Origin of the sequence: Halomicrococcus pelagicus (assembly GCF_051917725.1) — an archaeon.
Lineage (GTDB): Archaea > Halobacteriota > Halobacteria > Halobacteriales > Haladaptataceae > Halomicrococcus.
Genome location: NZ_JBQBLX010000006.1, coordinates 51,608 through 77,339, shown reverse-complemented (window position 1 = coordinate 77,339; position 25,732 = coordinate 51,608). Strand labels below are relative to the sequence as shown.

Below are 25,732 nucleotides of genomic sequence, written 5' to 3'. Positions count from 1 at the left end.
CGAGACGGCGGCCTGTGGTTAGTGTCCGCGCCGTCGCGCCGACGCTCATGCCGTGGTCGTGAGCGGTCGGTCGCTTGGCCTTTATTGTGCTATGGGTGAGCATGGCATTTCTACCTATCCAGGGTATGCTCAGTATCACGTATAAAGACCCGGAAATGAGACATAGATTATACCATGAGATTCCGTCTATCCGGGTGAAAGAAGCCGTTCACGGCGTCAGCACTACGATGTACTGACCGGCGTGCGTTCACGGTTGATGTCTTCCACAACGTATCCGTTTGCTTCAATAGCGTCGATAATCGACGCCGCGTGTTCTGCACCGCTCGTCTCGACCTGAAACACGAGATACGCCTCACCGACGTTCAGGTCCTCCACCGAGCGGTCGTGACGGACTGTGCGGATGTTCGCTCCGTGGTCGGCGATAACGCCGGATATCTCCTCCATCTTTCCGGGCGCGTCGTTTATCTTGACGCGGAGTCGCAGGAGCTGTTCACGGTCGGTGAGGGCGTGAATCAGAACCGTCTGGAGCATCGTCATGTCGAGGTTCCCGCCGCCGAGCAAGGGCGTCACCGTCTCGCCGCGCACGTCGAGGTCGTCGCTCAGAATCGCCGCGACCGACGCTGCACCGGCACCTTCGACGACCTGCTTTGCCCGTTCGAGCAGCAGGAGAATCGCGTTCGCGATCTCGGAGTCGGTGACGGTGACCACCTCGTCGACGTGGTCCTCGATGAGATTCAGCGTCAGGTCGGAGATGCCACCGGTCGCGATACCGTCGGCAATCGTGTCGACCTCGTCCAGCGTCACCGGAATTCCCTTGTCGAGACTTTCGTGGACGGTGGCGGCGCCGTCAGCCTGAACACCGACGACTCGCGTCTCGGGCGAGAGATGGTCGATGGCCGTCGAAATACCGCTGACGAGCCCGCCGCCGCCGATGGGCACGACGACGGTGTCGACGTCGGGACAGTCCTCGTACATCTCGACGCCCAGCGTGCCCTGTCCGGCGACGATGTGCGGATCGTCGTAGGCGTGCACGAACTCGGCGTCGCTCTCTGCTGCCCGAGACTGGGCGTGATTCATCGCGTCCTGGAAGTCCTGTCCGACCAGTTCGACGGTGGCCCCGTACCCGCGGGTCGCGTCTATCTTCGCCTGCGGGGCGTTCTTCGGCATGACGATCGTCGAGTCCGCACCGCACTTGGTGGCCGCCAGCGCCACGCCCTGCGCGTGGTTCCCGGCGCTCGCGGCGACGAACTCGTCGACGCCCTCGTCGACGGCTCGGGCAATTTTGTTGTACGCCCCGCGCGTTTTGAAGGACCCGGTCCACTGAAGATGCTCCATCTTGAGGTACACGTCGCCGCCGACCATCTCGCCGAGCGAGGTGCTTCGTTCGACCGGCGTCCGTTTGACGATCGTGTCGTCGTCCAGTCTGTCGTGTGCCTGTTCGATGTCGGCGTACCGAACTCGTGGTTCTCTACAGTCACTCATGTTCAAAACGTGATTGTCAGCGCTGTGGTCTCACCGCAGTATCTTGTCCCGCCCGGGGTCGAACAGCGGTTCGTCGCTCACCGTGGCGTCGTACGTCTCGCCCTCACACTGGATCTGGACCGACGTTCCGGCGTCCGCGTACTCGCTCGGCAGGTACGTGTAGGCGATCGACTCTCCGACCGAGTAGCCGAAGCCGCCCGCCTGGACGTAGCCACGAGCGTCGCCGTTGGCGACGACCGGGCGACCGCTCAGCATGATGTCGGTCGAGTCGTCGAGCGTCAGACAGGCTACCTGATTGTCGATACCCGTTTCCTTGGCTTCGGCGAGCGCTTCCTTTCCGATGAAGTTCGTGTCCAGATCGACGGCGAACGGGAGACCAGCTTCGAGTGGGTTGACGTCCGTGTCGATGTCGGTCCCCCACAGCCGGAATCCCTTTTCGAGACGCATCGATTCGAGAGCGCCGTCGCCGATCGGTCTGACGTCGAGGTCGCTACCGGCCTCCCACAGCGTCTCCCAGAGCTTCCGACCGTACTCCGCGGGCGCCCACAGCTCCCAGCCGAGTTCGCCGACGTATGAGACGCGCATCGCTATCGCCGGCACGTCGCCGACGAAGATGCGCTTGCAGCCGAAGTACGGGAAGCCGTCGTTGGAAACGTCGGCATCGGTGACGCGCTGGAGCAACAGCCGGGATTTCGGCCCCCACAGCCCGACGGTACACTTCGCCGACTCCTCGACGGTGACCGAGACGGTGTCGGGAGCGTGACGTTCGATCCACGATCCGTGGATGCCGGGCGAGTTGCCACCGCCGGTCGTCACCATGTACTCGTCCTCGCCGAGACGAGCCACGGTCAGGTCAGCGAGTACGTTGCCGCCCTCGTTCAGCATCGTGGTGTAGCGAACCCGGCCGACGCCGATGTCCATGTCGTTGCTACAGATCCGCTGGAGGAACGCTCCGGCGTCCTCCCCCTCTATCATGATCGAACTGAACGACGTCATGTCGTACATCGAGACGTTCTCGCGGGTATGTAGGTGTTCGGCGGCCTCGATGGGGGAGCGGTTGACGTCCTGCCAGCCTTCTTGCTCTGGAATCCGGTCCTCGTACTTCGAGACCAGGTCTTCGTTGGAGCCGAACCACTGTGCTGTCTCCCACCCGCCGCTCTGGTAGAACTCCGCGTCGAGTTCCGCCTGCTGCTGGTGGAAGGGGCTCTCTCGCAGTCCCCGGTGTTCGCTGGGTTGGAAGCGAGGCTCGACGATGCTGTACACCTGCTGGTACCGCAACCCGCCACGGTCCATGAAGTACTGCTTGTTGCCGGCGTGGGGTTCGAACCGGGCGACGTGAATCGAGCCCGTGTCCACGGGTCCCGAGGGTAGCCGTGGGACGCCGTTCTCCATCCACTCCGCGAGAATCCTGCCGTAGCCGCCCGAGTGCGTCCACCAGATCGCCAGTCCAGTCCACAGTCCGTCTATCTGTGGCGTCTCCCCTACGACGGGCATCCCGTCCGGTGTGTAGACGAAGATACCGTTCTCGGTGACGCGGAAGTCCTTGTCCTGCGTGGCGGGGAGGAGTTCGTCGAACGCCTGCTTGGCCGATGTCTCCCTGTTCGGGTGGGTGGGCTTCGTCCAGTGTTTCTCCGTGAAGCTGTGAACCGACGCCTGGCTCTCGTCGCTGTTTTTCCCCATCTCGTCCGGGTCGACCACCAGCGGTTCGTGGTTGTACGACCCGAGCCCGTACCCGTCACCGTGGGTTCGGAAGTACAGCGAGTGGTCCTGGTCGCGACCGACGGGTCGGTCCGGTGGTTGCGCCATGAACTCCGTGATATTCCGGTCGCCGGGCACATCGAGACCGGCCGTAGCATCGCCAGGTGTCGAGTCGCCTCCCTGCAGTTCCTCCATCGGCTCGGTGACGACGTACTGGTGCTCGACGGGGGCGATCGGGAGATCGAGTCCGACCATCTGTCCGGTCTGGTACGCCCAGTTGTTCGTCGCGAGGACGCACCGGTCGCACTCGATTCGCCCGCGGTTCGTCTCCACTGCCTGTATTTCGCCGCCGGAGACCTCGATATCCGTCACCTCGGTGTGTCCGTAGAAGTCGGCCGACGACTGCTCGATGTACCACTGGAGGGCATCGGTGCCGGATACCCGGCCGTCGGTCGGGGAGTAGTATCCACCGAGAATCTCGTCTTCGTCGAGGAGCGGGAGATGCTCTACGACCTCCTCCGGTTCGAGCAGTTGTGGCTCCGGTAACCCGTACGATGTCGCCCACTCGACGCGACGTTGGAGGAAATCCATTCGCTCCTCGGATCGGGCGACTTCGATACCGCCGACTTCGTCGTACACACCGGCGTCTTTCAGTAGCCGGCTCGTGTAGTGCGCCGTTTTCGTCTGGATTTTCGACGGCGACGTCTGGAACATGATTCCCGGCGCGTGCGTCGACGACCCTCCGGTGACCGGGAGTGGCCCCTGGTCGAGGGCGACGACGTCGTCTGCGCCGAGTTCGGTCAAGTGGTACGCGACGCTACAACCGACGGCACCCGCGCCGATGACGACCGTCTCGGCGCGCCCTGGAACGCTATCCGTGCTCATATAACACACCTCAATCGTCCGGTCCGTCTCATAAGTGCAACGGTCCTTTTAAACGAAACGACGGAAACGCCGCTCAGAGGAGGGTAGTAGCCGAAAATCCACTAATCATATGCTCCATTACATACGAACCACAAGATGACACTCTCGAGTCACGTTCCGTTGCCCGAAAGCGAGGAGAAAGCCCACGACTGAAGTCGTGGGAGTAGTCACGGTCGTCAGAGCCGAACGCAGTCAGGGGAGAGTGACGTCGACGCCGGTTTGCAGGCCCGCCGCCTTGACCGTGTTGTACAGCAGCATCGCTATCGTCAGCGGGCCGACGCCGCCGGGAACGGGCGTGATGGCCGAGGCTTTCCGCTTGGCCGACTCGAACTCGACGTCGCCGACGATCTCGTACCCTCTCTCGTTGTCTGCGTCGACACGGCTGACGCCCACGTCCACGACGACGGTGTCTTCCGACAGCATCGTTCCGTCGACCAGTTCGGGCACGCCGGCTGCCGCGATGACGACGTCCGCGTTCCTCGTCTTCTCCGCGAGGTCCGTCGTCCGGGAGTGGCAAACGGTGACCGTCGCGTTGCCCATCGGGGCCTTCTGGACGAGGAGGTTCATCATCGGCTTCCCAACGATATCGGACCGGCCGACGACGACGACGTCTTTCCCCTCCGTCTCGACGTCCGTCGCAGCGAGCAGCTTCTGGACGCCGTGGGGCGTACACGGTTTGAACCGAGGATTTCCTGCAACGAGTCTGCCGACGTTTTCCGGATGGAACCCGTCGACGTCCTTCATCGGGTCGATTCGTTCGACAACAGCCTGCTCGTCGACGTGGTCCGGGACCGGCATCTGCACGAGAATCCCGTGAACGCCCGGATTCTCGTTCAATGCATCGATTCGGTCCATCAGTACGTCCGACGACGTATCCGGATCGATTTCGTGGTGATAGCTCTCGATTCCGATCTCGTCACAGGCCTGCTGTTTCATCGAGACGTACGTCTCGCTCGCACCGTCATCACTCATCAGGACCGTCGCCAGTCCGGGCGTAACACCCTGCTGTTCGAGCGTATCGACGCGTCCTTCCAGTTCGTTCCTGATCCGATTTCCGACTTCGTTTCCGTCGATAATTCGAGTCATGTTCTGAAAGTCGAGTACAGTTCCGCGAGCCCGGGAGCTGTAGTCGAGCGTCGGCCCATCGGTCGCTGACGAGCAGTCGCTCGTCGTGTTACAGCCGATGCTCGGCCACAGTCGACAGCTGGCGCTGTTCCCCGCTCGCAGCGTCGCGATTGGTAACGTTTCACGGTGGACTAATTAATCTAGGGTGTTCAACCACAGCGAGACGAGAGCGATACAGCCCGCTCCGCCGGTGCGACGTCCCAAACGAAGGCGGCGATACGTTTGCGGCCGCGCCGTCGGTTCTCCCGGTCGGGTTCGGAACGTCGATGCAGCGGCGTGTACCGAGGGGAGAGCCTCTTCGCTCAGGACACCAGCGGCTCTTCTCGCACGGTCGCCGCGTACCGGTCGCCCTCGTACAGAATCTCTACCTTCGTACCAGGCTCGGCGTATTCCGGTGGGAGATACGTGTACGCGACACAGGCACCAACGCTGTATCCGTACTCCGCGCTGTGGAGATATCCGATTGTCTCGTCGCCATCGAGTACCGGTCGATGGGCCAGCACTGTCGCGTCCTCGTCGTCGAGGGTCAGGCAGGCGACCTTGTGCTCGATGTTATCGCCGTTGGCTGCCGCAGCGACGGCTGGCTTACCGATGAAGTCGGTGTCGAGATCGACGGCCCAACCGAGTCCTGCCTCGTAGGGATTGTGTTCCGTGTGGAGGTCTTCTCCCCACAGCCGGAATCCTTTCTCGATACGGAGCGCGTCGAGCGCCCCGTTACCGTACGGCCGAATGTCGTACTCCTCGCCGGCCTCCATGACGTGTTCCCAGAGCTGTTCGCCGTACTCGGAGGGTGTGTACAGTTCCCAGCCGAGCTCGCCCGCGTATGACACGCGAAGCGCCGTGACGGGTACGTTCTTGACGAAAAACTGCTGGCTCGTGAAGAACGGGAACGCCTCGTCCGAGAGGTCGACGTCGGTCACCTTCGAAAGCACCTTCCGGGCGTTCGGACCGGTACAAACCATCGCAGCGAGGCTGGAAGTGACGTCGTTGACGACCACGTCGTCGGGCGACTGCTCGCGTACCCACGCAACGTGATTGTTCCCGACTTCACGTCCGGTCGTCAACAGGAGATAGCGGTCGTCGTCGGTCCGCGTGACGGTAATGTCCGCACGGACGCCACCCCCCTCGTTGCACATCAGGGTGTAACGAACGTCGCCCACGTCGATGTCCATGTCGTTCGTACAGAGGTACTGGATGAACTCGCCGGCGTCGCTCCCGACGACCTCCATCTTGTTGAAGGAGGTCATATCGTGGAGGCCGACGTTGTTGCGGACGTTCAGCGTCTCCGCACCTTCGATTGGCGACCAGTACTTACCCTCCCAGTCGTCTCGCTCGGGAATCTGGTCGCCGTACTCGGCCAACAGATCGGCGTTGGATTCGTACCACTGTGGCTCCTCCCAGCCGGCCTCGGCCCACAGCTCGGCGTCGAGATCCTCGTGAGCGTGGTACATCGGCGTACGCCGGATGTCGCGCTGCTTGTCCGTCCACACCCATTTGGGATGAACGATGTTGTAGACGATACGGTACTCTTCGCCGCCGATGTCTCGGGTGAAGTCCCAGCTCCCCTCGTGGGCGTCGAACCTGTTGACGTTAGCGTGCGAGAGGTCGATGCGCTCGTCGTCCAACCGTGGCACGCCGGTCTCCATCCACTCGGCGAGGGCCTTCCCTGCCCCGCCGGCGTGAGTAACCCAGATGCCCGCAGCGACCCAGAGCCCGTCGTACCCCTGAACAGGCCCCATTGCGGGCAGGCCGTTCGGTGTCTCGGCGAACATCCCGTTGTACTTGTGTTCGAGCTCTGTGCCCTCGGTAGCGGGCAGGAGTTCGTCGCTAGCTTGCCGGGGGGACTTGTCCGGCCGGTCGGGATGGGTCGCGTTGTTCATGTGGTAGTCCGTGAACTCGTGGACCGATCCCTGCTCGCCGTCCGGATCGTTGCCGCCGAGGTCCTCCGGGTCGGGGACGATTGGCTCGTGGTTGTACGAACCGATTCCGTAGGCGTCACCGTGGGTCCGGAAGTACAGCGCGTTATCCTGGTCGCGGAGAATCGGACGGTCAGGTCCGACGAGGAGGCGCTTTGCTTTCTCGCCGGAGACGTTCTGGTAGTTCTCGAACAGCGGATGGTCGGTGATGTCCGTCGCGTTGTTAGCTAGTTCGTCGAGCGACTCGGTCATCGTGTACTGGTGTTCGACCGGCGTCACCGGGAGGTGGACGTCCAGCTTCTCGCCTAGCTGTCGCGCCCAGATGTTCGTCGCGATCACGACTTCGTTGCATTCGACCGTCCCGTTCTCGGTGACTACGGTCTGGACCTCATCACGGTCCGTATCGACGTCTTCTATTCGGGTGTGGGGAACGAACTTCGCGCCGTTGTCCATCGCTTTCCGGGCCAGCGCGTCGCAGGCGACGACGCCGGAGACCTGTCCGTCGGTCGGCGAGTAGTATCCTCCCTTGATTACGTCGCTGTTAACGAGTGGTAGCTTCTCCTCGACTTCTTCGGGTGAGAGAATCTGTGGGTCCGGAATTCCCCAGGATTTCCCCCATTCGACGCGCCGTTGCAGGTAGTCCATCCGTTCGTCGGTTCGGGCGACTTCTATCCCTCCGACCTCGTTGTACGCCTGCGCTCCGTCCTTTCCTTCGAGATCCGAGTAGAGGTTCCGACTGTAACGTGCGAACTTGGAGAGAATCTTCGGTTCGTCCGTCTGGAACATGATACCCGGCGCGTGCGTCGACGACCCGCCGGTCGTCGGCATCGGCCCCTGGTCGACGACGACCACGTCGTCTCTCCCGAGTTCTGTCAGTTGGTACGCGACGTTACATCCGACGATGCCGGCACCCACGATAACCGTGTCTGCTTCTCTCGGCAGACTCTGGTCCGTGTTCATAGATAACGATGGGTAATCCAGGATGGGTACAAATATAATTATCGCCGAGCACTCTCATACTACCGAAACCATACGGGATAAAACACGTCGAGTTTCCCCGTCCTCGCTCTCCGTCGGAAGTCCGGACAGACAAGAGACGATGGCCGGCCCGAACGACCGACGAAATAACAGTGATATCACTGTGAAGGAAGCTAGTCAGCGATTCGTCTCTCAACGGCCACTCAACGCGCAATTGACGAACAGCAGTTCTCGACCATCTGCTCGCCCGCATCGGTGAGGACGCGCTCGGGATGAAACTGTCCACCAACGTGTGAGCGGTCCGCGTGCCGGACGCCCATCTTTCATCACCGAGGGAAACCGGCCTTTAGGCCGGGAGGGAATCGCGTAACCTACTCTCCGCAGCCTCCTGTTCGATCGGCACTGCTGGAATCCAACTCTCGCTGAGCGTGCAGCTTCATTCCTTCTTACCAGTATCATCGTCTCCGCTCACGTTCGACGACGTTTCGACGGCGAACGTGGCCCGTTCACCGAGTGCTTCGTCGACAGCAGCGACGAGCGCCCGCGCTTTGTCCAGCGTTTCGTCGTACTCACGGTCGGGGTCGGAGTCGTCTACGATTCCCGCCTCCACGCGAAGGTGGTACTCGTCCTGGTCTCGAACGAGCGTTCTAGTGACGTCCACGCCCTAAAGGGCGGGTTTCCTGCTTACAGACAGATGAAAAAAGTTGGGCCCGGGTGCTGGAACAGGACATCTCGCTGTCGCGCAGGACTCGTGTCGGAAGAAGGGGGTATTTGAATATGTGGATGATTCATGATGTACCTATATGCTCTCCAAGGGGCAGGTTGGAAGCAGATAGTTACCATGGGAATCAGCACCTCGTTTGATAGACTATCTCAAGCACTCGAGTGCTACGAATCGGCGCACGCTGAGATACAGCGCGTAGAGGCGGCCCGCCCCGACGAGTCCGAGTCAAACGAGGAGCTGCGCGCGACCGTCGATATCGCCGTTCCGTTGTGTTCGGCACTAAGCGGCGAAGCGGTGGACGACCCGTCTCCGACGATGGCGCGGATTCAGGATGACGGTGGACTGCAGGTCGACTTTCCGGCGTCGACGCTTCCGACGGCGGACCGAATCGACGACGACCGAGTGTCAGTCGAAGGAGAGAGCGCTCGTGTCGAAGACGGGACGATTCTCGTAACGTCCGTGGTGTCGGTCGCCGCAGATGACCGGACGAGACGACCACGGACCGCAGAGAGAGGAGCGACGCAGCGAAACGAGGGCGGTGACTCCACGGAATCGGACGAGCGAACGGACGTCGTCGAAGAATCGGCGGACGAACGAACGGAGGACGTCCACCGGGAGTCCGGACGGGACACCGCCATCGAGGAGCGGACGGAGCAGGAGCGCGAGGTGGAGGCGGCGCGAAACGAGGACCTCCCGCCGTACGAAGATACCGAATACCTGCGAAAGATCTACGAATCCTGCGACACGTTCGTCGAGATGGCCGACGTCATCGAGATGGACGTGGCGGCAGAGACGGTGCGGCGCTACATGACCGAAGCGGACGTACACGAACCGAGTTCCTACGATACCGTCTCCGGTTCCGACGACGAGGACGTCGCCCCACCGGAGCGAGACGATCGTGACGACTCGTTGTCGCCGGACGAGAACGCCGCAGAAGCGACGGAGACGGACTCCGATTCGTCCCCCGTCGACCGACGGCCGGACGAAACGGCGGCAGGGATGGAGATGGGCGTAGACGACCCTGTCGAGGATATCGCCAACCGGCCGGTCGTCGCCGACGGGATCGGACTCCCGGACGGGCTGACTGTTCAGCAACTGGCCGACGCAGTCGAATCTTCGCGAACGCTACACGAGGTCAAGCGCAAACTGGACATCGAACGGGACCAGGCGCAGCAACTGCTGGAGCGCTTGAACCTGCTGGACCTCGTCGTCGCCCGACTGTCGGAGCGGGGCAACCGCAGAATCTCGCGGGCCGAAATCGCCGATCGTATCCGCCAGAGCGTCACGGATACGCCGTCATCTACCCACGGCTAAAGCGGTGGACGTGAGCGTAGAACTCCCCCTTCTGCCGACAGAGCGTCGTACGTAATCGCCGTTCAGGTTCAGCGTCCCGCTCTTGAGGCCGAGATGACCGTCGCCCAACCTCAGGGGACGTTCGCCCTCGGGTGAAGCTAACGGGCGTTTCCCGATGTTCTTGGAAGCGTTGTAGTCGCCATCCATCTCGCACCTACATTCGTTGTACTCGAACCAGCCGTCCGAACCACGGTTCGTACTCGACTGCTGCCCGCACTTCGAGCAGGGTTGCGAGGAGGACGCAGGATTCACGTCCTCGACACGAACTCCATATTCGGTGTCCTTCCAGGCCAACATCTCCTGCAACTCTCGGAACGCCCAGTTGTCCATCTGGCGTTTTCACGACGGTTCGTAAGTTCCCCAGCTCTCGAACTCGAATCACGTCTTCGACGGTGGCATACGAGCAGTCGTATTTTCGGGCTTCCTCCACGATGCGTCGAGAAGTGGGGTGTCGGCGGTCCAATACGAAGCGGCTTTCTCGCCCCGACAGTTACGCTGGGGCCCGTTTCGCGGGGCGAGTGCCTTTGTCGTGGAGGCTCCGACACCCGCGGAAGTTGTAGTTCTGCCCCACAGGAGTCGGCCCCGCTGGTGTCGGTGGACTGTGCCGTAGAGCTGACGTGCTTCCCCCACCAGTAAAGGGATGGCTTCCGCGCTGTGCCGCGTGAAAACGAGAGAAAAGCGTCGACCGTCAGACCACGGCGAGGTGGTCGTCCTGTGGTTCGTACAGTCCGCCGTCCATCCGTCGTTCGTGGATTTCGTCTAGGGTCGCTGCGAGCGACAGACCGCGATCGTTCATCACCGCCGCGACGACGCCGATGGGGACGCCGTTTCGGTACTGCTCCTGCAGTTGTCTGATGACTGGTTCGATCTCGTCACCGTCGATGTCGTCCGCGAAGCTCGTTTCGGCCTGCTCTATCTCGACGTCGTGGCCGGTGACGCTGCTGTGCCTCCGATACATTTCTACGATTTCGTTCGGAGTGTCGGTTTCTATCTGGACGTCACACTCCGGGCAAGAAACGGCGTAGAACGCCTGTGTTTGGTGGGTCATGATTGGTGTGATTCGTGTGAAAACGATGCCTGCGTTTCTGGGGGAGACCGTGGAGTCGTTCTATCGCGCTACTACGAATTGTACGCTTCCTGTGCGAGCTGGTGGAACCGATGGACGGTGTGTTCGTTCGGCCCGAGCTGTGCCTGTGCGAGCGCGCCGGTCTTCAGGCCCTGCCACTGGCGCTCGACCAGTTCGAAGTCCTCCTCCTGGAGCTGCCGACTCGTCCGGATGAACTCCTCGTCCTCTTCGGAGAGGTCGGCGTCCTTGAAGTAGTAGTCGGCGATGAGTTGGAAGCGTCCCTTGTCGATGGGGTCGATGATGTAGGTTCCGTAGCCGTCGGCGGTCCCGTACATGTTGACCGTGAAGTTCGGCCAGAAGTAGTAGAACTGGGCCTCGTGCTCGTCGTGAATCCGCATCTCGTCGTCGACGTCCTCTTTGTGGGTGTAGTGAAGTATCCAGTGGTAGTCGTTGACCTCGAGTTCCGACTCGGCGAGTTGGAGGCCCTTGACCCAGTCTTGGTGGTTCGCCTGGCAGTGGTCGCACTCGGAGTAGTTGCTACTGAACACCTTCCAGTTGCACTCGACTTCCGAGACGATCCGGCGAGCGTGTTCGTACTCGCTGAGCGGTAACGCTTCCAGATCCTCCTTCATCGACCCAGCCTGCTCTTCGAGCGGCATCGGGTCGTCGTCCAAGTTGACGAAGATGAACGGGCCGATGGTGTCGACGTGGACGTCGTTCAATCCGTTCTCCTTGGAATCGAACTCGTGCACCTCCTCGTCTTCGAGATCCGGGTTGAGAGTGGCCTCCTCGAAGCTCTTCGGCGTACTCTGGAGGTTACCGTCGAGGTCGTACGTCCAGAGATGATACGGGCACTTGATGCGCTTCGCGTTCCCGGGGTCGGTCATCGGCGTGTCCTCGACCATTTTCGACCCACGGTGCGCGCAGACGTTGTCAAACGCCTTGACGTCGCCGTCGTGGTCCCGGACGATGATCAGTTGCCGTCCGCCGACCGTCCGGGTGAAGAACTCCCCGGGCTCCGAGATGCAGTTCGAGTGACCGGCGTAAATCCAGTACTGCCCGAACACCTTCTCTTTCTCCATCTCGAAGACGTCCGGGTCGGTGAAGTATTCGGCTGGCAGCGCGTTCGATTTGTCCGTTATGTCCGCGCTCACGGATTGGACTTCGGACTGATCCCACTGTGACATACACTCACATCCAACGCCCACTACACAAAAACGGTTCACCATTCATATTTAACATTCATATAAGATACCCCTAGAGGGCGGTCACTCATCGCGATCTCCGTCACCCGACCATCTGTTCTCGTCGTCGACCGGTGCGACGGCGCGAGCCAGTTGCTCGTCCGTGTAGTCACGACTCTCCAGCTTCATACTCCGGAGTCGCCACCGGCGACTCAGTTCCGGTTCCTGTTCGGGGCCGACCCGGGCTCCGTGAGTCCTGAAGAAGGCGCCGCCGCGGCCGCGCTTCTTTCCCTCGTACGTGTGCTGGTCGAACGCGACGTCGTACTTCCCGCCCGGTTCGAGGTCGTCGGCCGGGTGGTCGAAGCGCGGTTCCCGACCCTCCTCGCGTGCGGTGGCTCGTTCGGTCGAGAGTTCGTCGAAGTAATCGTCCGCGTGTGCGGACTCGCGCGAGGAGGGCGCCCTGGCCGCTGCCAGCGCGGCGTGCACCGCACACAGTCGCCCCCGCCAGGAGTCCTCCGACCAGCGCTCGCGCGCCAGTTCCTCGTAGCGACTGATCGTGAGCACTACTTCGTGACCGGCGCGCAGGTCCTCGACGACGTACAGGTTGACTCGATCCCAGAAGTTCCACGCGTAGCCCGACCGCACGAGTTCCCAGGCGGCCCACGCTGCGGTCTCCTCGTCAGAGCGTCTGACCGCCTTCTGGAGCAGACTGGAGACGGCATACCGGTTCGCCCCGGACTTCGTCTCGTTCTCGCCGCGTTCGTCGCCGAAGTCGTTCGTCGCCGCTTCCTCCTCGTCGCCTCCCTCGTTGGTCGTGTCGTCGGTCCGCAACTCTCCGTCGGATCCGAACGTGGCCTGTTTTCGGTCGTCCATACGGGCTTCTCGCGTCTAACGAGTGAAATAGATAGGCAAATCGAGCGTCGACGCGGGTACGAATACCGGCGACCGACGTAGCAGAGACGGCTATCACCGTCGCGAACAGCCGTCGTCGCCGTCATCCGCGAATCACTCCAGAAACCAGGCCTGACGTTGCCCCCTCGCCCGACTCATAAAGGGACTGTATATGCCCCACCAACGTTCACCAGTGGTACGTGTGAGTAAAGGGCATATGCGAGTTGGGAAAACCGTCGAGGGTTTCCTCGAAGAGTTAGATACCGGTGTGTTCACCGTTGGATTCGGCGTATCACTGATCGCGATCGTCGTCTTCTTCCTCAATCCCGAAGCGTCGGCGGAAGCGATGGGAGCGGTCAACGAGTACCTCTGGACCGAATTCATGTGGGTGTACGTGTTCTCGATGTTCCTCATGGTCGCGTTCTCGCTGTGGTTGATGCTCGGACCCTGGGGCGATATCAAACTCGGCGGGCCGGACGAATCGCCGGAGTTCAGCACCTCCGCGTTCTTCTCCATGATGTTCTCGGCGGGCATCGCCGCGGGTATCGTCTTCTGGGGACCGGCCGAGGCGATCTTCCACTACGACACCGTCCCCCCGCTCGTCGGTGCGGAATCGCAGTCCCAGTCTGCTGCAGTTGGTGCAATCCAGTACACGCTGTTTCACTGGGGGATTTCGTACTGGGTCCCGTTCCTCGTCATCGCACTCCCGATCGCGTTCTACGCACACCGGCGGGACGCACCGATGCGCGTCTCGACGCTGCTCGCGCCGTTCCTCGGGATCGATAATCTAGATAACACACTGGCGAAAGTCGTCGACATCCTGGCCGTGTTCGCGACCATCGGCGGTATCGCGACCACGCTCGGATTCGTCGGCAGCCAGTTCCTCTCCGGCCTCGAATACAACTACGGCGTGACTCTCGGCGACGGCGGCACCATCCTCGTTATCACGGGAATGACCATCGGATTCACTATCTCGGTCGTCCTCGGCGTCAAGCGAGGTATCCGGAAGATTTCGCTGTTCAACATGTACACCTTCGCGCTGCTGTGTCTCGCGACGTTTCTGCTCGGGCCGACGAACTACATCATGAACACCGGGCTACAAGCCGTCGGCAAGTACATGAACGAGTTCCTCTGGATGAGCCTCTATACGAACGCCACGGGTACCGGCGAATGGGTCGGTAACTGGACGGTGTTTTACTGGGCGTGGGTGTTCTCGTGGGCACCGTTTGGCGGGTTGTTCGTTGCGCGCATCTCCCGTGGCAGAACCATCCGTCAGGTAACCGCGACGGCCCTGGTCGGTGCGACTGTCGCCACAGTACCGTGGTTTCTGACCATGGGTGGGACGGCCATCTATCTCGAACGCACCGGCGCTGCGCCGATGCTACAGGCGATCTCGAACCAGGGCGTTGCCGTCTCTGGTTTCCCGCTGTTCGCCAATCTACCGTTGGGTTCGCTGCTGTCACTGGTATTCATGTTACTCGTGATGACGTTCTTCGTCACCTCCGCGGACTCCTCGACGCTGGCACTCGGCATGCTCACGACCGGCGGCAAAGAGCACCCCTCCACCGTCAACCGCGTACTCTGGGGCGGGCTGATGGGCGGTTTAGCGTCGCTACTCATCGTCGGTGGGGGTATCGATGCGCTGCGCTCCTCCGCCATTATCACTGGCGGTCCGTTCGCCGTCATCGGCGTCGTCGCCATCGTCGGTATGTGCCTCGAGTTCCAGCGCCTCAGGCCAGTACTAGAGACGGACGCCGACCAACCTTCGACCGCGAGTGGTGATCGGTCGTCGACGTTAACCGCGAACGCAGACGACGACTGAAGCCACTGTAGCGACTATCTTTGGCTCGTTCGACGATCCCCATTCGGGGTCCTCTCTCCAGATACGTCGACTCTAATCGCGATTTGCCAGAAACAAGGACAGCGAACCATGCGGTTCGAGACGCCTCCAGCGTCCCGAATTCCGACCGACCCGAGGAGTCTACTCCTTTTTGTAAACCTCTTCACGGAGGTCCGACCACGATTCGTGGAACCCGTGGGTAGCGTCGCTCGAGCCGGTAGCCGTCTGGTAGACGTCGTCGTACTCCAAGAGCGCTGTCCACCCATCGTGGAAATTAAAGCTACAATACTGGCACATACAACAACGTACCGTGGTGACAGTCATAACCGTTCGGGTTGCGTGAGACTGGTTGCCGGAAATACCCGAGAACGAGACGGTAGGACCCCTGTGTCTGCTCGAATACGATCGGTACGGAAGTGCCTGGAGAAACCCTTACCTCCAGGGTGGAGAGGATGTCACGGCTCCAGGAGTACCTTGGTGACGCCTTCCTCGCGATTATCGAATCGCTCGTACATCTCCGGAGCTTCCTCCAGATCGACGCGGTGAGAGACGATCCAGCTCGGGTCGGCACGTCCTTCGACGATGAGGTCTCGAAGTTCCCGGTTGTACTCCTTGACGTTACACTGGCCGGTTCCGAGTCGCTGTCCCTTCTCGAACAGGAGGCCGAAGTCTATGCCGAGCCGTCCCTGTGCGGCGGACTCGTCCGGAGCGCCGGGGTCCTCCGGGACGTACAGGCCAGGGATTCCGAGTTCGCCGGTCGGCCTGACCGTCCGGATGAGATTGTTGAGGACGATGGCCGGATTCTCGCGGGCCGGGTCGTAGGCGTCGTCGGCTTCCTTGTCGGGGTCGACGGCTTGATAGCCGACAGCGTCGACACCTTTGTCGACACCGCCGCCGTGTATGTCCTTGATCTGTTCGACCGGATCTGCCTCCTCGAAGTCGATAGGCGTGGCGTCACAGTGCTCTTCCGCGAGGTCGAGACGGCTTTCGACGCGGTCGACAACGTAGATTTCGGAGGCCCCCCGTATTTTAGCACTGTAGGCAGCCATCAGGCCGACAGGGCCTGCTCCGTAGATGGCGACCGAATCGCCAGGTTCGAAATTCGCTAGTTCGAGTCCGTGCCATCCGGTCGGGAAGATGTCCGCCAGGAGTGCAAACGCGTCTTCGTGTTCGTCACCGGGCGGGAGCTTCAGGGCGTTGAAATCCGCGTACGGAATTCGGAGCTTCTCGGCTTGCCCGCCCTGGTAGGGCCCCATCGCAACGTACCCGTAGGCACCGCCCGCGAATCCTGGGTTGACGTTCGTACAGAATCCGGTGTACCCTTCTTCGCAGTTTTCACAGAACCCACAGGCGACGTTGAACGGTGCGACGACGCGGTCGCCCTCCTCCAGGGTGGAGACGGCTTCGCCGACTTCTTCGACTGTCCCCATGTTCTCGTGGCCGAAGACGATGCCCGGTTCTGCGTTCGTCCGGCCTTCGTACATGTGGAGATCCGACCCACAGATTGCTGTCGTCGTGATGTCTATGACCACGTCGTTTGGATGTTCGATCTCCGGTTCTTCTACTTCTTCGACCCCGACGTCGTGGGGGCCTTGATAAACAACGGCGTTCATTCCCATGTGGAAACAACCCACTTACCGGTGCCCTCCCTGCCACTTATCGCTTTGGACGAAACACAAAATACATAAAATAATATATTTATACAGGTGTATAAAATGTGTGATATAGTCAGTACCGACTCACGGGCGACCATCACATAAAGCCAATCTATCGAGTGATTAACACGATACTGAGACCTGCGAACGCGATTCCAGTAACTTTTGCTATCGTAACATCGTCTCCGAGAACGACCATCCCGATGATGGCCGCTACGACGAAGTACATGGCACCGAGAGTAGAGACCATTGTCGTTGACCCTCGGGAGAATCCGATGTACATCGAAATGAGGCCGGTTCCAGTGAACAATCCAGCCGCGCCAGCAAGCAGCCCTCCTCTCGCAGTAACGGCGAGCGATGCATCTGAAACGACGATAAATCCAAGTGCAAGAAGACCCGCTACGAGATACGAGATCGCGGCGGCAGTCCTCGGATCGATGGACTCCGACGCAGCGTTGCCTAAGATTATCCAAATCCCCCATGACGTCATTGTAATCAAGCCGAACAAAATCCCTGAATCCATTTCAGTAAATCCCATCAATGATGATCTCGTATCGCCATTTAAAGAAAACCCATGCTCATTATGACTGGTGTTTAAACACTCGCTGCTAAAGTATGAGTGTACTTAGGGCATTCATACACTGGGTATGTTGATATGTGCGAGGAACCTGAACAATTCTTCTCGGCCAATTTGCGTCTCAGTTTGACACAGACTCAGGAGCACCATCGGAATCCGATAGATGTTGTCTCGTTACGGTCGCACTTTAACTGAGTAGCTGATTCGCGGCGTCATTGGCTAAATAAATAGGCTGTTGTTCCGCGTCTAAACAAGGCCGAATATTCAAATTTGAGTTGACAGGCGAACACGAGCAGTCGCCGATGTGACCGCCGAGGACACGTTGCTTGAAGCCCGACGGGCATCGGGTAGAACCCCTGTAGTAGCGTTGAAAGCCCTGATTCCGAGCGGTAGCATATTTCTATCGTCGGTTGACGCCGACACCAGTTGAAAAATCTATATGACTTGGCCGAGTGACGCTAATTTGGAGACTCCTGTTTCCACTTCTCGACTGTAATCATGCATTCTGGCCGCTCTATTCGGCAGTAGTCTCACCCTTTCAACATCCTCGTTCATATAGCGAGATACAGTTGATGGAGTGTGAGCCTCCACCTGGTGAACTAGTACGGGGAATGGGGTGATGGGGGTGTTAATACGAATCCATGTCCTGAGTTCACTCCAGTTGCAAGAAGTGAATGACAACTATTGCACACTGGAGATCAACGAGGGGAACAGGTCTTCCGCGACGTCACTCCGAATCGAGGATACGGTTCCTCATCGATACACCTGTTTGGCAAGCAATACGGTCGAATTAGATTCCAGACGTTACTTGAATCTCAACCAGCCTCATCTCCTCACGACTGGTCCAGAATCCGAGCGAGCCAACCCTCCTTCTCCGATAACCTATTACAGATATTCGTTACAGATATTCCGCTGGAGTCTCTATTACAGATTTCTGCTACAGAAATCACATCTCTCTACAGCTCTTCACAGACATCTGTGGCAGATACTACAGCAATCCACTACATCTATCGATTACAGATTACTGTCACAGATAGACGCTACAGATTCATGTCATAGATAACAGTCCCGGATATCCGGTATGGAAAGGTGGTACAGACAAACTGGTTGGAGATGGGGTACAGCCTATCCGTACATACAGTTAGTACAGGGATTCATCACACACAACCAGGGCAGACTAGTGCTGCAGACGCCTGTAATAGGTGTCTGTAACAGGCGTCTGTAATAGATGTCTGACGCAGATTTATGTAATAGGGGCCAGGTACAGACAATCAAGATGATAACCGTCGTCGTTTATTCAGAATCTGGTGGAACGTATAAAACGACGCTCACCGCCAATCTGGCTGTAGCGTTAGAACGAATGGGCCTCGATGTGCTGGCTATCGACCTCGATCCGCAGGAAGGCAATTTGACAAGCCTCTTCGATCTCGGAGAACACCGCAGCGACTCCGAAGCGGACAATCTCGTCAAGCATATCCTGGAGATGCCTGACGGACCCTTCGAGAACCTCATCGAGACGAGCGACGAAGGCGTCGACGTCGTGCCAAGCCACGACATGCTTGGAGATTTCACGTCGAACCTCGAGCAGAAGATCTCCTACGAAACAGGGATGAAGAACATCAGCGAGGGCGAGTACCCTCGTTACGAACTCCTCTACAAGCTTCTATGGGAAAGACAGAGTCTCAACGAAGAATACGACGCCATCCTCATCGACCCGAACGCCCGGGCCGAAGATCTACTGTACAACGCTATCTACGCGATGCGGACGCTCGTTGCGCCCGTAAAACCGGCTGGCAAAGGTAGTCTGAGTCTCGACGGCCTCGAAGACCTCGTCGGGAATATGCAGACCGACCTCGATATCGGCATCGGCCTTTCATGCGTTGTTCCGTCGGGCGTCCGTCGGACGAACGCCCACCGACAGTATCTACGCCGTTTCGAAAATAGCGACGCGTTCGATACTCCGGTCGTCATCGGCGACCGTGAAAGCATGATGGACGATATGTGGGAAGCCCGCGGGTCGGCGTTCAAAGTCATCGAGGAGCGCTGGAAAACAATCGACGACGATGGCAGCGGAGGAGGCAGCAAGCCCGGTGTTCGCGATGTTCGAGACCGGGAAGTCGAGACACTCACGGAGCTCTATCAGCTTGCAGCGTTTGTCGCGACCGATACCTTCGACGTCGACATCGATCCGGTGCTCGAACTCGATATTGACGATTGGGATACCAGAACCTTCGATCTCCGCAATCGGGAGGAAATGGAGGTGACTGAGGCGTGACGGGGTCGTTCAAGTCCGGGTCCGGCGACCTTGACTTTGGAGGTGGAGACGACGATACTGACGAGCCAAACGAAACAGCGGACCCAGATCAGGACCAGAACGACGTCGAGGACGAAGGAGGGATGGACACGACTCCCTCAAGCAGGGAGAAATCGTCGAAAGAGACGTCGGGAGACCAGACTGAGCAGTCGAGAACGACTGCAGGACAGCAAGCTTCCACTGAATCAGATAATAAGTCGGGGTCAGAGCCAGCTGGGGATTCAGCGTCGGAGCAATATCCCTACTACGTTCGCCGTAGCAAGGTCGGAGATGAGAGAGACAAGCGGATCGAACTCCACGTCAGGAGTCAAGTGGCCAGCGACGAACCATCGTTCCGCGACCAACTTGCGAACGAGCTCGATGTCGATGAGGTCGCAAAGACGGATGCTCGAGAGGCAGCACTACTATTTGCATTTCAGAACCCAGAGGCCGTTGCTGAACTGATGCGTGACGAAGGATACGGCGTTATTGGCTAGTACTTTCCCTGCGTTCTTCCACATACTCTCAACGCTATCAAAACTAGCCTGTAAACCACATCGTGATATAGGAACTGCTGTGGATAGACCGTGTCCTTGGTGACCACCCACTGGCAATCCACCCAGTCCCTCAAAAAGAAAAACGCCACGAACGTCCAGCCCGGCGACACCGTTTCTGTCCCAGTCGCCATCAACATCCCCCAGGTAGCCAATCAAAGCTCGGAGATTCAGAGCGAGTTAGGCGCGTCCGCTGGCCAAGTCGAGACGTTCGTCAACGTCACCGTCCACCTGAGCGGAACCGTCAACGGACAACCGGTCGACCGAACACAACAGTATCAGATCCCGATCCGACTCGGAACAGGTACGTACCAAGTGTCGTGGAACGGCCCCGTCACGAACGAACATGAGAACACACGCGTCGTTCAGGTGCCAGCAGCGTCCGGACCATTGCACGCCATCGGCGGCCCGCTACTACTTTTCGCCAGTCTGAGCGCTCTTGCCATGCTGATTGTTGTGCATGGTCGAGACGCCGTTTCGCTGTCTGACGCCGAGCGAGACCGTCTCGCGTACAACGACGACAGGAGTGACTTCGACGAGTGGATTACCGCTATTCGCTTGCCCGACGAAACGCTGGACGGGCCGGAAGCGGAGGCGGCAAGCCTCCAAGACTTGGTTGACTTCGCCATCGATACCGACAGTGCAGTCATCTCAGTCTCCTCTCTTTCCTTGTAATCATCATGCTTCGTCATACCCACTCTCAACATAGTAGACACGCTTGAAACACTGGTCATCGTCCTCTTCATCACTGGCCAGTGGGGACTCTCAAGTATCATCTTGTTTGCTAACGAACCAGGGCTCTTCCTCACCCTGGCTACTACTTTCTTCTTTAGCCTCACTCTCGTAACCCTCCCGTTCAGCCTGATGTCGAAGACAACATTACAACTAAGCGATCGGACTGACGGTGACCCGACTGTCAGTCACCCAGTAGACGACTGACGACATTCTCTCCCCCATCGCCTAGTATTCCTGCGTCCTCAGCACCAAGAGTTGTCGACGGTATATAATCTACATTCTCCCCGGCTTTTGCCTCGCAATCGCTGAAGCTGTCTCAATTCAACAAGATGACATACCATCATAGTAGAATACAACCTTTATGTGTTATCGTATTGATGTTTATATGCCGTATGAGTCGGAAATTAGCCCTCCTTAGTGGTGCACTGCTCGTTGCTGTCGTGCTGTGGAAGCGCTCGTAAGCTACTCACGGCTCTAGCCGTGAACCTTTCTTTAAATAGAAGGGAGAAGGAGAGAACTCAATCCGAAGGGTCTCTCTCGGAGCCTCGCCCGATGGGTTTCCCGAGAGATGTTCAAATGATTGAACGCGAACGGGCTGTAGAGCGGATATCTCCTACTCGTGGATTTCGACGATTATCTCGCCGTCGTTGTGGATGGTGATATGATAGTGGTCAATGGTGATGGTGAATTCCCAGTTCGCTGTCGAAGGACTGTTGGCAGTCAGTGTTTGGATGGCATCAGGGTCGAAGTGATCGTACAGGACGAAATCAAGGTCCTCGACGTCGCTATTTTCGGCTGTAGCGATTGTGTTACAGATGGTGGTGCAGATCGACTCGTGATTCGACGTATCGCAGTGGGCTCGGTACGTTTGAGCTGTGGCCGCTGTTGTACAACTTCCTGACATTACTATCTCCTGTATTGATTACTTATAATACATTAATCCCTGTCAGACGTTTGCACCCGACACTTACCAACTACAAAAAGAACTAGCAAATCTGAAACCAACTGCACTTCTAAACAACTACAAGAGTCTTCTCAACCGCTGCTGAATTTTCCCGCAGGCAGTACACCGGCACCTCAGCGAGGCCGGGTTTCAGTTGACTGTGCAGCTGAAACACGAGAACAGCCGATCAGGAGCGCGGAGCTCGTGTCTCACGGATGTCTGCGCCGTCACGGACTTTGTCATTGCAGGAAGGACAGACACGGGGACGCTCAACATCTGGAGGCGTGAACACACGGGCATACCGGGCGGTAACAAACGAACCGCAGTTCTGGCACTCTGGCATATAGCCGACAGGTAATCAAACTATCAAATGTCTTGTGGCAATTACGGCCAACTACGGTTGTTGAGTGGTTATATGATATTTACCTATAAGAAAACTACTCACCCTTGATTGAAAAGTGGACGAGTGTTGCCAGAAGCTACGGTATCGACAAATGTAAAGTTGGTATTTGGAGTGACTACTGCTATGGTGCGTCAACAGTTAGTATGGACCAAATGGTGGAAACAATAAGCACGCTTGATACTGCTCGACGCGTCAGTAACGTGGCGAACCAGTAACGCGCAACCTGAATATCCCCTTCGGGGAATCCTCGCCTTTTAGGGCGAGGAGGATGTCAATGGTTAGACGGGGTTTAAATCATAGTTTTCGAGGAGTGCTTGTCGGTCGATCTTCCCGAGAGACGTAAGCGGAAGTTCTGACTCGATCGTGTAGTCGACCGGGCATTTGTAGTCGGCAAGGTGGTCGTCGACGAATTCGTCAAGCCTGTCGCTGTCAAGTTCACTCCCTGGGCGTGCAAGAACGAATGCGTGCCCTGCTTCACCCCATTCGTCGTCTTGTACTCCGATGACCATCGCTTGGGCGACGTCGGGATGGTCTGTGAGGGTGTCTTCGATTTCTGGCGGATACACGTTGTACCCGCCGGAGATGTACATGTTCTTCTTCCGGCCACGGAGTCGCACCCGTCCGTCGTCGTCCAGCGAGCCGAGGTCGCCTGTCCGCGCCCACTCCTCAGCAACGAACGCATCCTCGTTGTGTTCGTCCGCGAGGAAGCGTTCCATCACGCCATCGCCACGCACGACGAGTTCCCCCGTTTCACCAGCCGAGAGAAACGATCCATCGTCGTCAATTGGCCGGACGTCGAAGCCAGGGAATGGCCGTCCAACCGTCTCGAGCATCTCTTCGACCGGCGTTTCAAGACCGGTGAGGGTCACGAACCCGCCTGTTTCCGTAAGGCCCCAGCCGGTGACTGCCGTGTCGGCCGCCTCGGCCATCCCACGGAGGATGTCCTCGGAGGGGGCCTGGCCAGCGACGATGCCGACGCGAAGACTCGACAGGTCGGTCTCCGCATAGTTCTCGTCGTTGAAGAGCATCCCCCACATCGCCGGAACGTTCCCAAGAATTGAGACGTCGTGAGCCTCGATTTGAGCGAGTGCGGCACTTGGATCGAATGCGTCGAGGAAGACGAGTTCGGAGCCGCCGACGATAGCACTCCCCATCAGTTCCGTCGACCCGCCGACGTGATCCATCGGGAGATGGACGAGCACCGTATCGTCCTCGGAGACGTCCCAGACCGACGAAATAGCGGTTCCCTGGAAGACGACGTTACGATGGGTGAGTACGGCACCTTTCGGGTCGCCCGTCGTCCCACTCGTAAACACGACAAGCAACGCGGTATCAGGGTCTGTACAGCCAGCAGTCGTCGAACGGTCGACCGTGCCGTCGCTGTCGACGATCGTCCACTGATACTCGCTCTGATCGGGGAGACTCTCGCGGTAGCCCTCAGCAAGCCAGTACGTCGTCTCGATATCGCTGAACGCCGTGACGTCGTCGAGGATGGCCTCGAAGTTCGTCTCCCGGAACTGTCTGGCGCCGATGAATGCCGCCGGTGAGGTAGCATCGAGAACGTACTGGTGTTCGGTCGGCGTCCCCCGGAGGTCAAGCGGGACGAGTGTCGCGCCGAGTTTTGCGGCCGCGAAGTACGTCACTGCGTAGTGTGGGGATGGCGGGAACAGCGTCGCGATGAAATCGCCTGGGTCGACACCTTCATTGGCGAGGTCGGCCGCGAGCTGGCCAGCTTCTTCGTTCAACTCACTCCATGTTGCTGTCTCGTCGGTGGCGTTGACGAGTCCAAGCGGTGAGTAGGTGTAGGCCTGTTCGTCGGGACGTGTTACCGCTCGGTGTTCGAGATACCAGTGGAACAGTCCCGTATGCGGTTCGTCCGTCTGATAGTCGTGGTCGTAAGTAGTCATGATTCTGTATTCGAGGTCTGCATCAGGAGGTTCGTCTGATATTCGACGACCGTCTGGTCGTCCTGGTTCTTCCCTTCGATTCCGAGCGTTACGATGCCGGCGCTGTCGCCACGGTCGGTCTTCTCGAGGACCTCTGCTTCGAAGTGGACTGTGTCACCGATGAAGACAGGATTGTGAAAGCGGATGTTGTCCATGCCCGCGTTTGCGCGAATGCCAGTCGGTTCGTTCGAGTATAGCAAGCCCTCTGCCAACCCGAGCAGGAACGTTCCTTGCACAACACGTTCTCCATACGTGGTTTCTGCAGCGAACTCGCGGTCAGTATGAATCGGTAACCAGCAACCCGTGGCGTTCGCGTAGTTCGTTACATCGCTTTCGGTGAGCGTCCGACCAATCGTCGTCGCCGTTTCACCCACATCGATTTCATCATAGAATCCTGCGAGCAGAGCATCACCCATAGTCGCGATACATCCCTTTCAGCACTGATAAATCTATGTGCACCAGTAATCTGTTGAGGATAAGCGCTCAGCCTCGTCGTAGTTTCTCTTCTAGTCGGGTGGTTCGCGAGAGAGCGTGGGTACGAAGTGGTCCACGCTCCGAGCGGACGTACGTTTTGGCGGTAGCGTCGGGGACGGCGAGCATGGCACGCCCCGACACTCAACTAGAACATTAATTCATCTTGGCGCAAAGTGACGGGAAAACAGTGTGCGACAACAACGCTCTGCTTCAGTCGAAGACTGGGAAAGTCTCCGAGGGCAGTCTCAGTGAACAGTGGGTTCCAAAATGCGTCACATCCACGAGTAGTCCGGCTTCGACGAGGTGATTTCGAGCGACGCATTGGTCTTGCTATCTCCCACCCCAGTTAGCACTTGTTGGGGTCGGATAGAATTAACCTGTTCGTCGTGCATTCCCTCTTATGGTCAACGAACCGCCGGATTTCTGTCCGCGCTGTGGAGACCGTCTCTCACCAGTTGACCCACCAACCTACTACTACTGCAAGTCCTGTGACGACAATGTTTTTCACAACCCGATTCCGACAGCGCGGCTCGCAGTGGTCGATGGACAATCACTCTTGCTCGTAAAAGTGAACGTCCCGGACCGCAATCTGTGGGGAACACCAGGTGGCATGGTTGAGGCCGGTGAACACCCCGACGAGACAGCCGCACGCGAACTCAACGAAGAGACAACGGTGTCAGTTGATCCCGACGACCTCGTGCTGTTCGATGCCAGAACGTTCCCGAAGTTCGGAACAATCCATAAGACGTATCTCGCGTACGCTGTCGACGCGGCGAATGTCAACGGGAAGCCTCAGGCTGCTCACGAAGTGGCTGCAGCTCGATACTGGACGCCTGAAGCACTCAAGGCCGCTGACGACCGATTGCTCACGAGTTGGCCGAGCGCGTACAAGAATCTTCAGTGGTGGCTCGAAAACGCAAAGGCGGCGTTGAATTAGGATTCAACCACCGGGAAGCGGCATCAGTGGAAGC

The 25,732-nt window shown here is 58.8% G+C and carries 22 protein-coding genes and 1 pseudogene; 7 read left to right on the top strand and 16 right to left on the bottom strand.

Annotated features, from left to right (window positions below; translation table 11 throughout):
• Window positions 1-222: 222 nt before the first annotated feature.
• From ilvA to ACTF4R_RS16395, 6 genes and pseudogenes are all read right to left on the bottom strand, one after another.
• Window positions 223-1,482 (bottom strand): threonine ammonia-lyase, encoded by a 1,260-nt coding sequence (ilvA, locus tag ACTF4R_RS16420; protein WP_440008929.1) that lies wholly within the window; start codon window positions 1,480-1,482, stop codon window positions 223-225.
• A gap of 30 nt (window positions 1,483-1,512) precedes the next feature.
• Complete coding sequence (locus ACTF4R_RS16415) at window positions 1,513-4,065, bottom strand: GcvT family protein (protein WP_440008928.1); 2,553 nt, start codon at window positions 4,063-4,065, stop codon at window positions 1,513-1,515.
• A 231-nt stretch (window positions 4,066-4,296) separates the two neighbouring features.
• The gene (locus tag ACTF4R_RS16410) at window positions 4,297-5,190 is read right to left on the bottom strand and encodes a tetrahydrofolate dehydrogenase/cyclohydrolase catalytic domain-containing protein (RefSeq protein ID WP_440008927.1); all 894 of its coding nucleotides are present in this window, start codon (window positions 5,188-5,190) and stop codon (window positions 4,297-4,299) included.
• A 341-nt stretch (window positions 5,191-5,531) separates the two neighbouring features.
• Window positions 5,532-8,105 carry a GcvT family protein gene (locus ACTF4R_RS16405; RefSeq protein ID WP_440008926.1) on the bottom strand — a complete coding sequence of 858 codons (2,574 nt, stop codon included), beginning with the start codon at window positions 8,103-8,105 and terminating at the stop codon, window positions 5,532-5,534.
• Window positions 8,106-8,326: 221 nt separating this feature from the next.
• Complete coding sequence (locus ACTF4R_RS16400) at window positions 8,327-8,443, bottom strand: glutamine amidotransferase-related protein (RefSeq protein ID WP_440008925.1); 117 nt, start codon at window positions 8,441-8,443, stop codon at window positions 8,327-8,329.
• 116 nt (window positions 8,444-8,559) lie between these two features.
• Window positions 8,560-8,778: pseudogene (locus ACTF4R_RS16395) on the bottom strand (anthranilate synthase component I); the annotation flags it as partial.
• A gap of 135 nt (window positions 8,779-8,913) precedes the next feature.
• On the opposite strand from ACTF4R_RS16395, the gene ACTF4R_RS16390 reads away from it, so the two are divergent.
• Window positions 8,914-10,161: a DUF8073 domain-containing protein gene (locus ACTF4R_RS16390; protein ID WP_473965267.1), complete on the top strand. Its 1,248-nt coding sequence runs from the start codon at window positions 8,914-8,916 to the stop codon at window positions 10,159-10,161.
• Here the strand turns inward: ACTF4R_RS16390 and ACTF4R_RS16385 are convergent.
• The 4 genes from ACTF4R_RS16385 to ACTF4R_RS16370 all read right to left on the bottom strand — a co-directional run bounded on the left by ACTF4R_RS16385 (window position 10,144) and on the right by ACTF4R_RS16370 (window position 13,323).
• Window positions 10,144-10,530, bottom strand: coding sequence for a zinc ribbon domain-containing protein (locus ACTF4R_RS16385; protein WP_440008923.1), 387 nt, complete (start codon window positions 10,528-10,530; stop codon window positions 10,144-10,146). The genes ACTF4R_RS16390 and ACTF4R_RS16385 overlap by 18 nt on opposite strands.
• A gap of 358 nt (window positions 10,531-10,888) precedes the next feature.
• Window positions 10,889-11,248 carry a hypothetical protein gene (locus tag ACTF4R_RS16380; protein ID WP_440008922.1) on the bottom strand — a complete coding sequence of 120 codons (360 nt, stop codon included), beginning with the start codon at window positions 11,246-11,248 and terminating at the stop codon, window positions 10,889-10,891.
• 71 nt (window positions 11,249-11,319) lie between these two features.
• Window positions 11,320-12,453, bottom strand: coding sequence for an aromatic ring-hydroxylating oxygenase subunit alpha (locus ACTF4R_RS16375; protein WP_440008921.1), 1,134 nt, complete (start codon window positions 12,451-12,453; stop codon window positions 11,320-11,322).
• A gap of 81 nt (window positions 12,454-12,534) precedes the next feature.
• Window positions 12,535-13,323: a hypothetical protein gene (locus tag ACTF4R_RS16370; RefSeq protein WP_440008920.1), complete on the bottom strand. Its 789-nt coding sequence runs from the start codon at window positions 13,321-13,323 to the stop codon at window positions 12,535-12,537.
• 235 nt (window positions 13,324-13,558) lie between these two features.
• On the opposite strand from ACTF4R_RS16370, the gene ACTF4R_RS16365 reads away from it, so the two are divergent.
• Entirely contained in the window at window positions 13,559-15,163 is a 1,605-nt protein-coding gene (locus tag ACTF4R_RS16365; protein WP_440008919.1) for a BCCT family transporter, read from the top strand.
• Between the two features lie 473 nt (window positions 15,164-15,636).
• Here ACTF4R_RS16365 and ACTF4R_RS16360 read toward each other — a convergent pair whose 3' ends face one another.
• Both ACTF4R_RS16360 and ACTF4R_RS16355 read right to left on the bottom strand, forming a co-directional pair.
• The gene (locus tag ACTF4R_RS16360) at window positions 15,637-16,794 is read right to left on the bottom strand and encodes a glutathione-independent formaldehyde dehydrogenase (RefSeq protein ID WP_440009311.1); all 1,158 of its coding nucleotides are present in this window, start codon (window positions 16,792-16,794) and stop codon (window positions 15,637-15,639) included.
• A gap of 154 nt (window positions 16,795-16,948) precedes the next feature.
• Window positions 16,949-17,374: an EamA family transporter gene (locus ACTF4R_RS16355; protein ID WP_440008918.1), complete on the bottom strand. Its 426-nt coding sequence runs from the start codon at window positions 17,372-17,374 to the stop codon at window positions 16,949-16,951.
• 1,315 nt (window positions 17,375-18,689) lie between these two features.
• Here ACTF4R_RS16355 and ACTF4R_RS16350 point away from each other — a divergent pair.
• The 4 genes from ACTF4R_RS16350 (at window position 18,690) to ACTF4R_RS21200 (ending at window position 21,199) form a co-directional block, all read left to right on the top strand.
• Window positions 18,690-19,688: a ParA family protein gene (locus ACTF4R_RS16350; protein ID WP_440008917.1), complete on the top strand. Its 999-nt coding sequence runs from the start codon at window positions 18,690-18,692 to the stop codon at window positions 19,686-19,688.
• Window positions 19,685-20,203, top strand: coding sequence for a DUF7970 domain-containing protein (locus tag ACTF4R_RS16345; RefSeq protein ID WP_440008916.1), 519 nt, complete (start codon window positions 19,685-19,687; stop codon window positions 20,201-20,203). The genes ACTF4R_RS16350 and ACTF4R_RS16345 overlap by 4 nt, the downstream gene beginning before the upstream one ends.
• A 99-nt stretch (window positions 20,204-20,302) precedes the next feature.
• The gene (locus ACTF4R_RS16340) at window positions 20,303-20,935 is read left to right on the top strand and encodes a DUF5305 domain-containing protein (protein WP_440008915.1); all 633 of its coding nucleotides are present in this window, start codon (window positions 20,303-20,305) and stop codon (window positions 20,933-20,935) included.
• 15 nt (window positions 20,936-20,950) lie between these two features.
• Complete coding sequence (locus ACTF4R_RS21200; protein ID WP_473965271.1) at window positions 20,951-21,199, top strand: DUF8059 family membrane protein; 249 nt, start codon at window positions 20,951-20,953, stop codon at window positions 21,197-21,199.
• A 409-nt stretch (window positions 21,200-21,608) separates the two neighbouring features.
• On the opposite strand, the gene ACTF4R_RS16335 is transcribed toward ACTF4R_RS21200, so the two are convergent.
• The 4 genes from ACTF4R_RS16335 to ACTF4R_RS16320 form a co-directional block, all read right to left on the bottom strand.
• Window positions 21,609-21,899, bottom strand: a complete 291-nt coding sequence (locus tag ACTF4R_RS16335) for a HalOD1 output domain-containing protein (protein WP_440008914.1) — start codon at window positions 21,897-21,899, stop codon at window positions 21,609-21,611.
• Between the two features lie 226 nt (window positions 21,900-22,125).
• Window positions 22,126-22,281, bottom strand: coding sequence for a DUF7563 family protein (locus ACTF4R_RS16330; RefSeq protein ID WP_440008913.1), 156 nt, complete (start codon window positions 22,279-22,281; stop codon window positions 22,126-22,128).
• Window positions 22,282-22,619: 338 nt separating this feature from the next.
• The gene (locus tag ACTF4R_RS16325; RefSeq protein WP_440008912.1) at window positions 22,620-24,248 is read right to left on the bottom strand and encodes a class I adenylate-forming enzyme family protein; all 1,629 of its coding nucleotides are present in this window, start codon (window positions 24,246-24,248) and stop codon (window positions 22,620-22,622) included.
• The gene (locus ACTF4R_RS16320; RefSeq protein ID WP_440008911.1) at window positions 24,245-24,703 is read right to left on the bottom strand and encodes a MaoC/PaaZ C-terminal domain-containing protein; all 459 of its coding nucleotides are present in this window, start codon (window positions 24,701-24,703) and stop codon (window positions 24,245-24,247) included. Before ACTF4R_RS16320 ends, ACTF4R_RS16325 begins: the two co-directional genes overlap by 4 nt.
• 458 nt (window positions 24,704-25,161) lie before the next feature.
• Here ACTF4R_RS16320 and ACTF4R_RS16315 point away from each other — a divergent pair, with 458 nt between their 5' ends.
• Window positions 25,162-25,698 (top strand): NUDIX hydrolase, encoded by a 537-nt coding sequence (locus ACTF4R_RS16315; RefSeq protein WP_440008910.1) that lies wholly within the window; start codon window positions 25,162-25,164, stop codon window positions 25,696-25,698.
• Window positions 25,699-25,732: the final 34 nt, after the last annotated feature.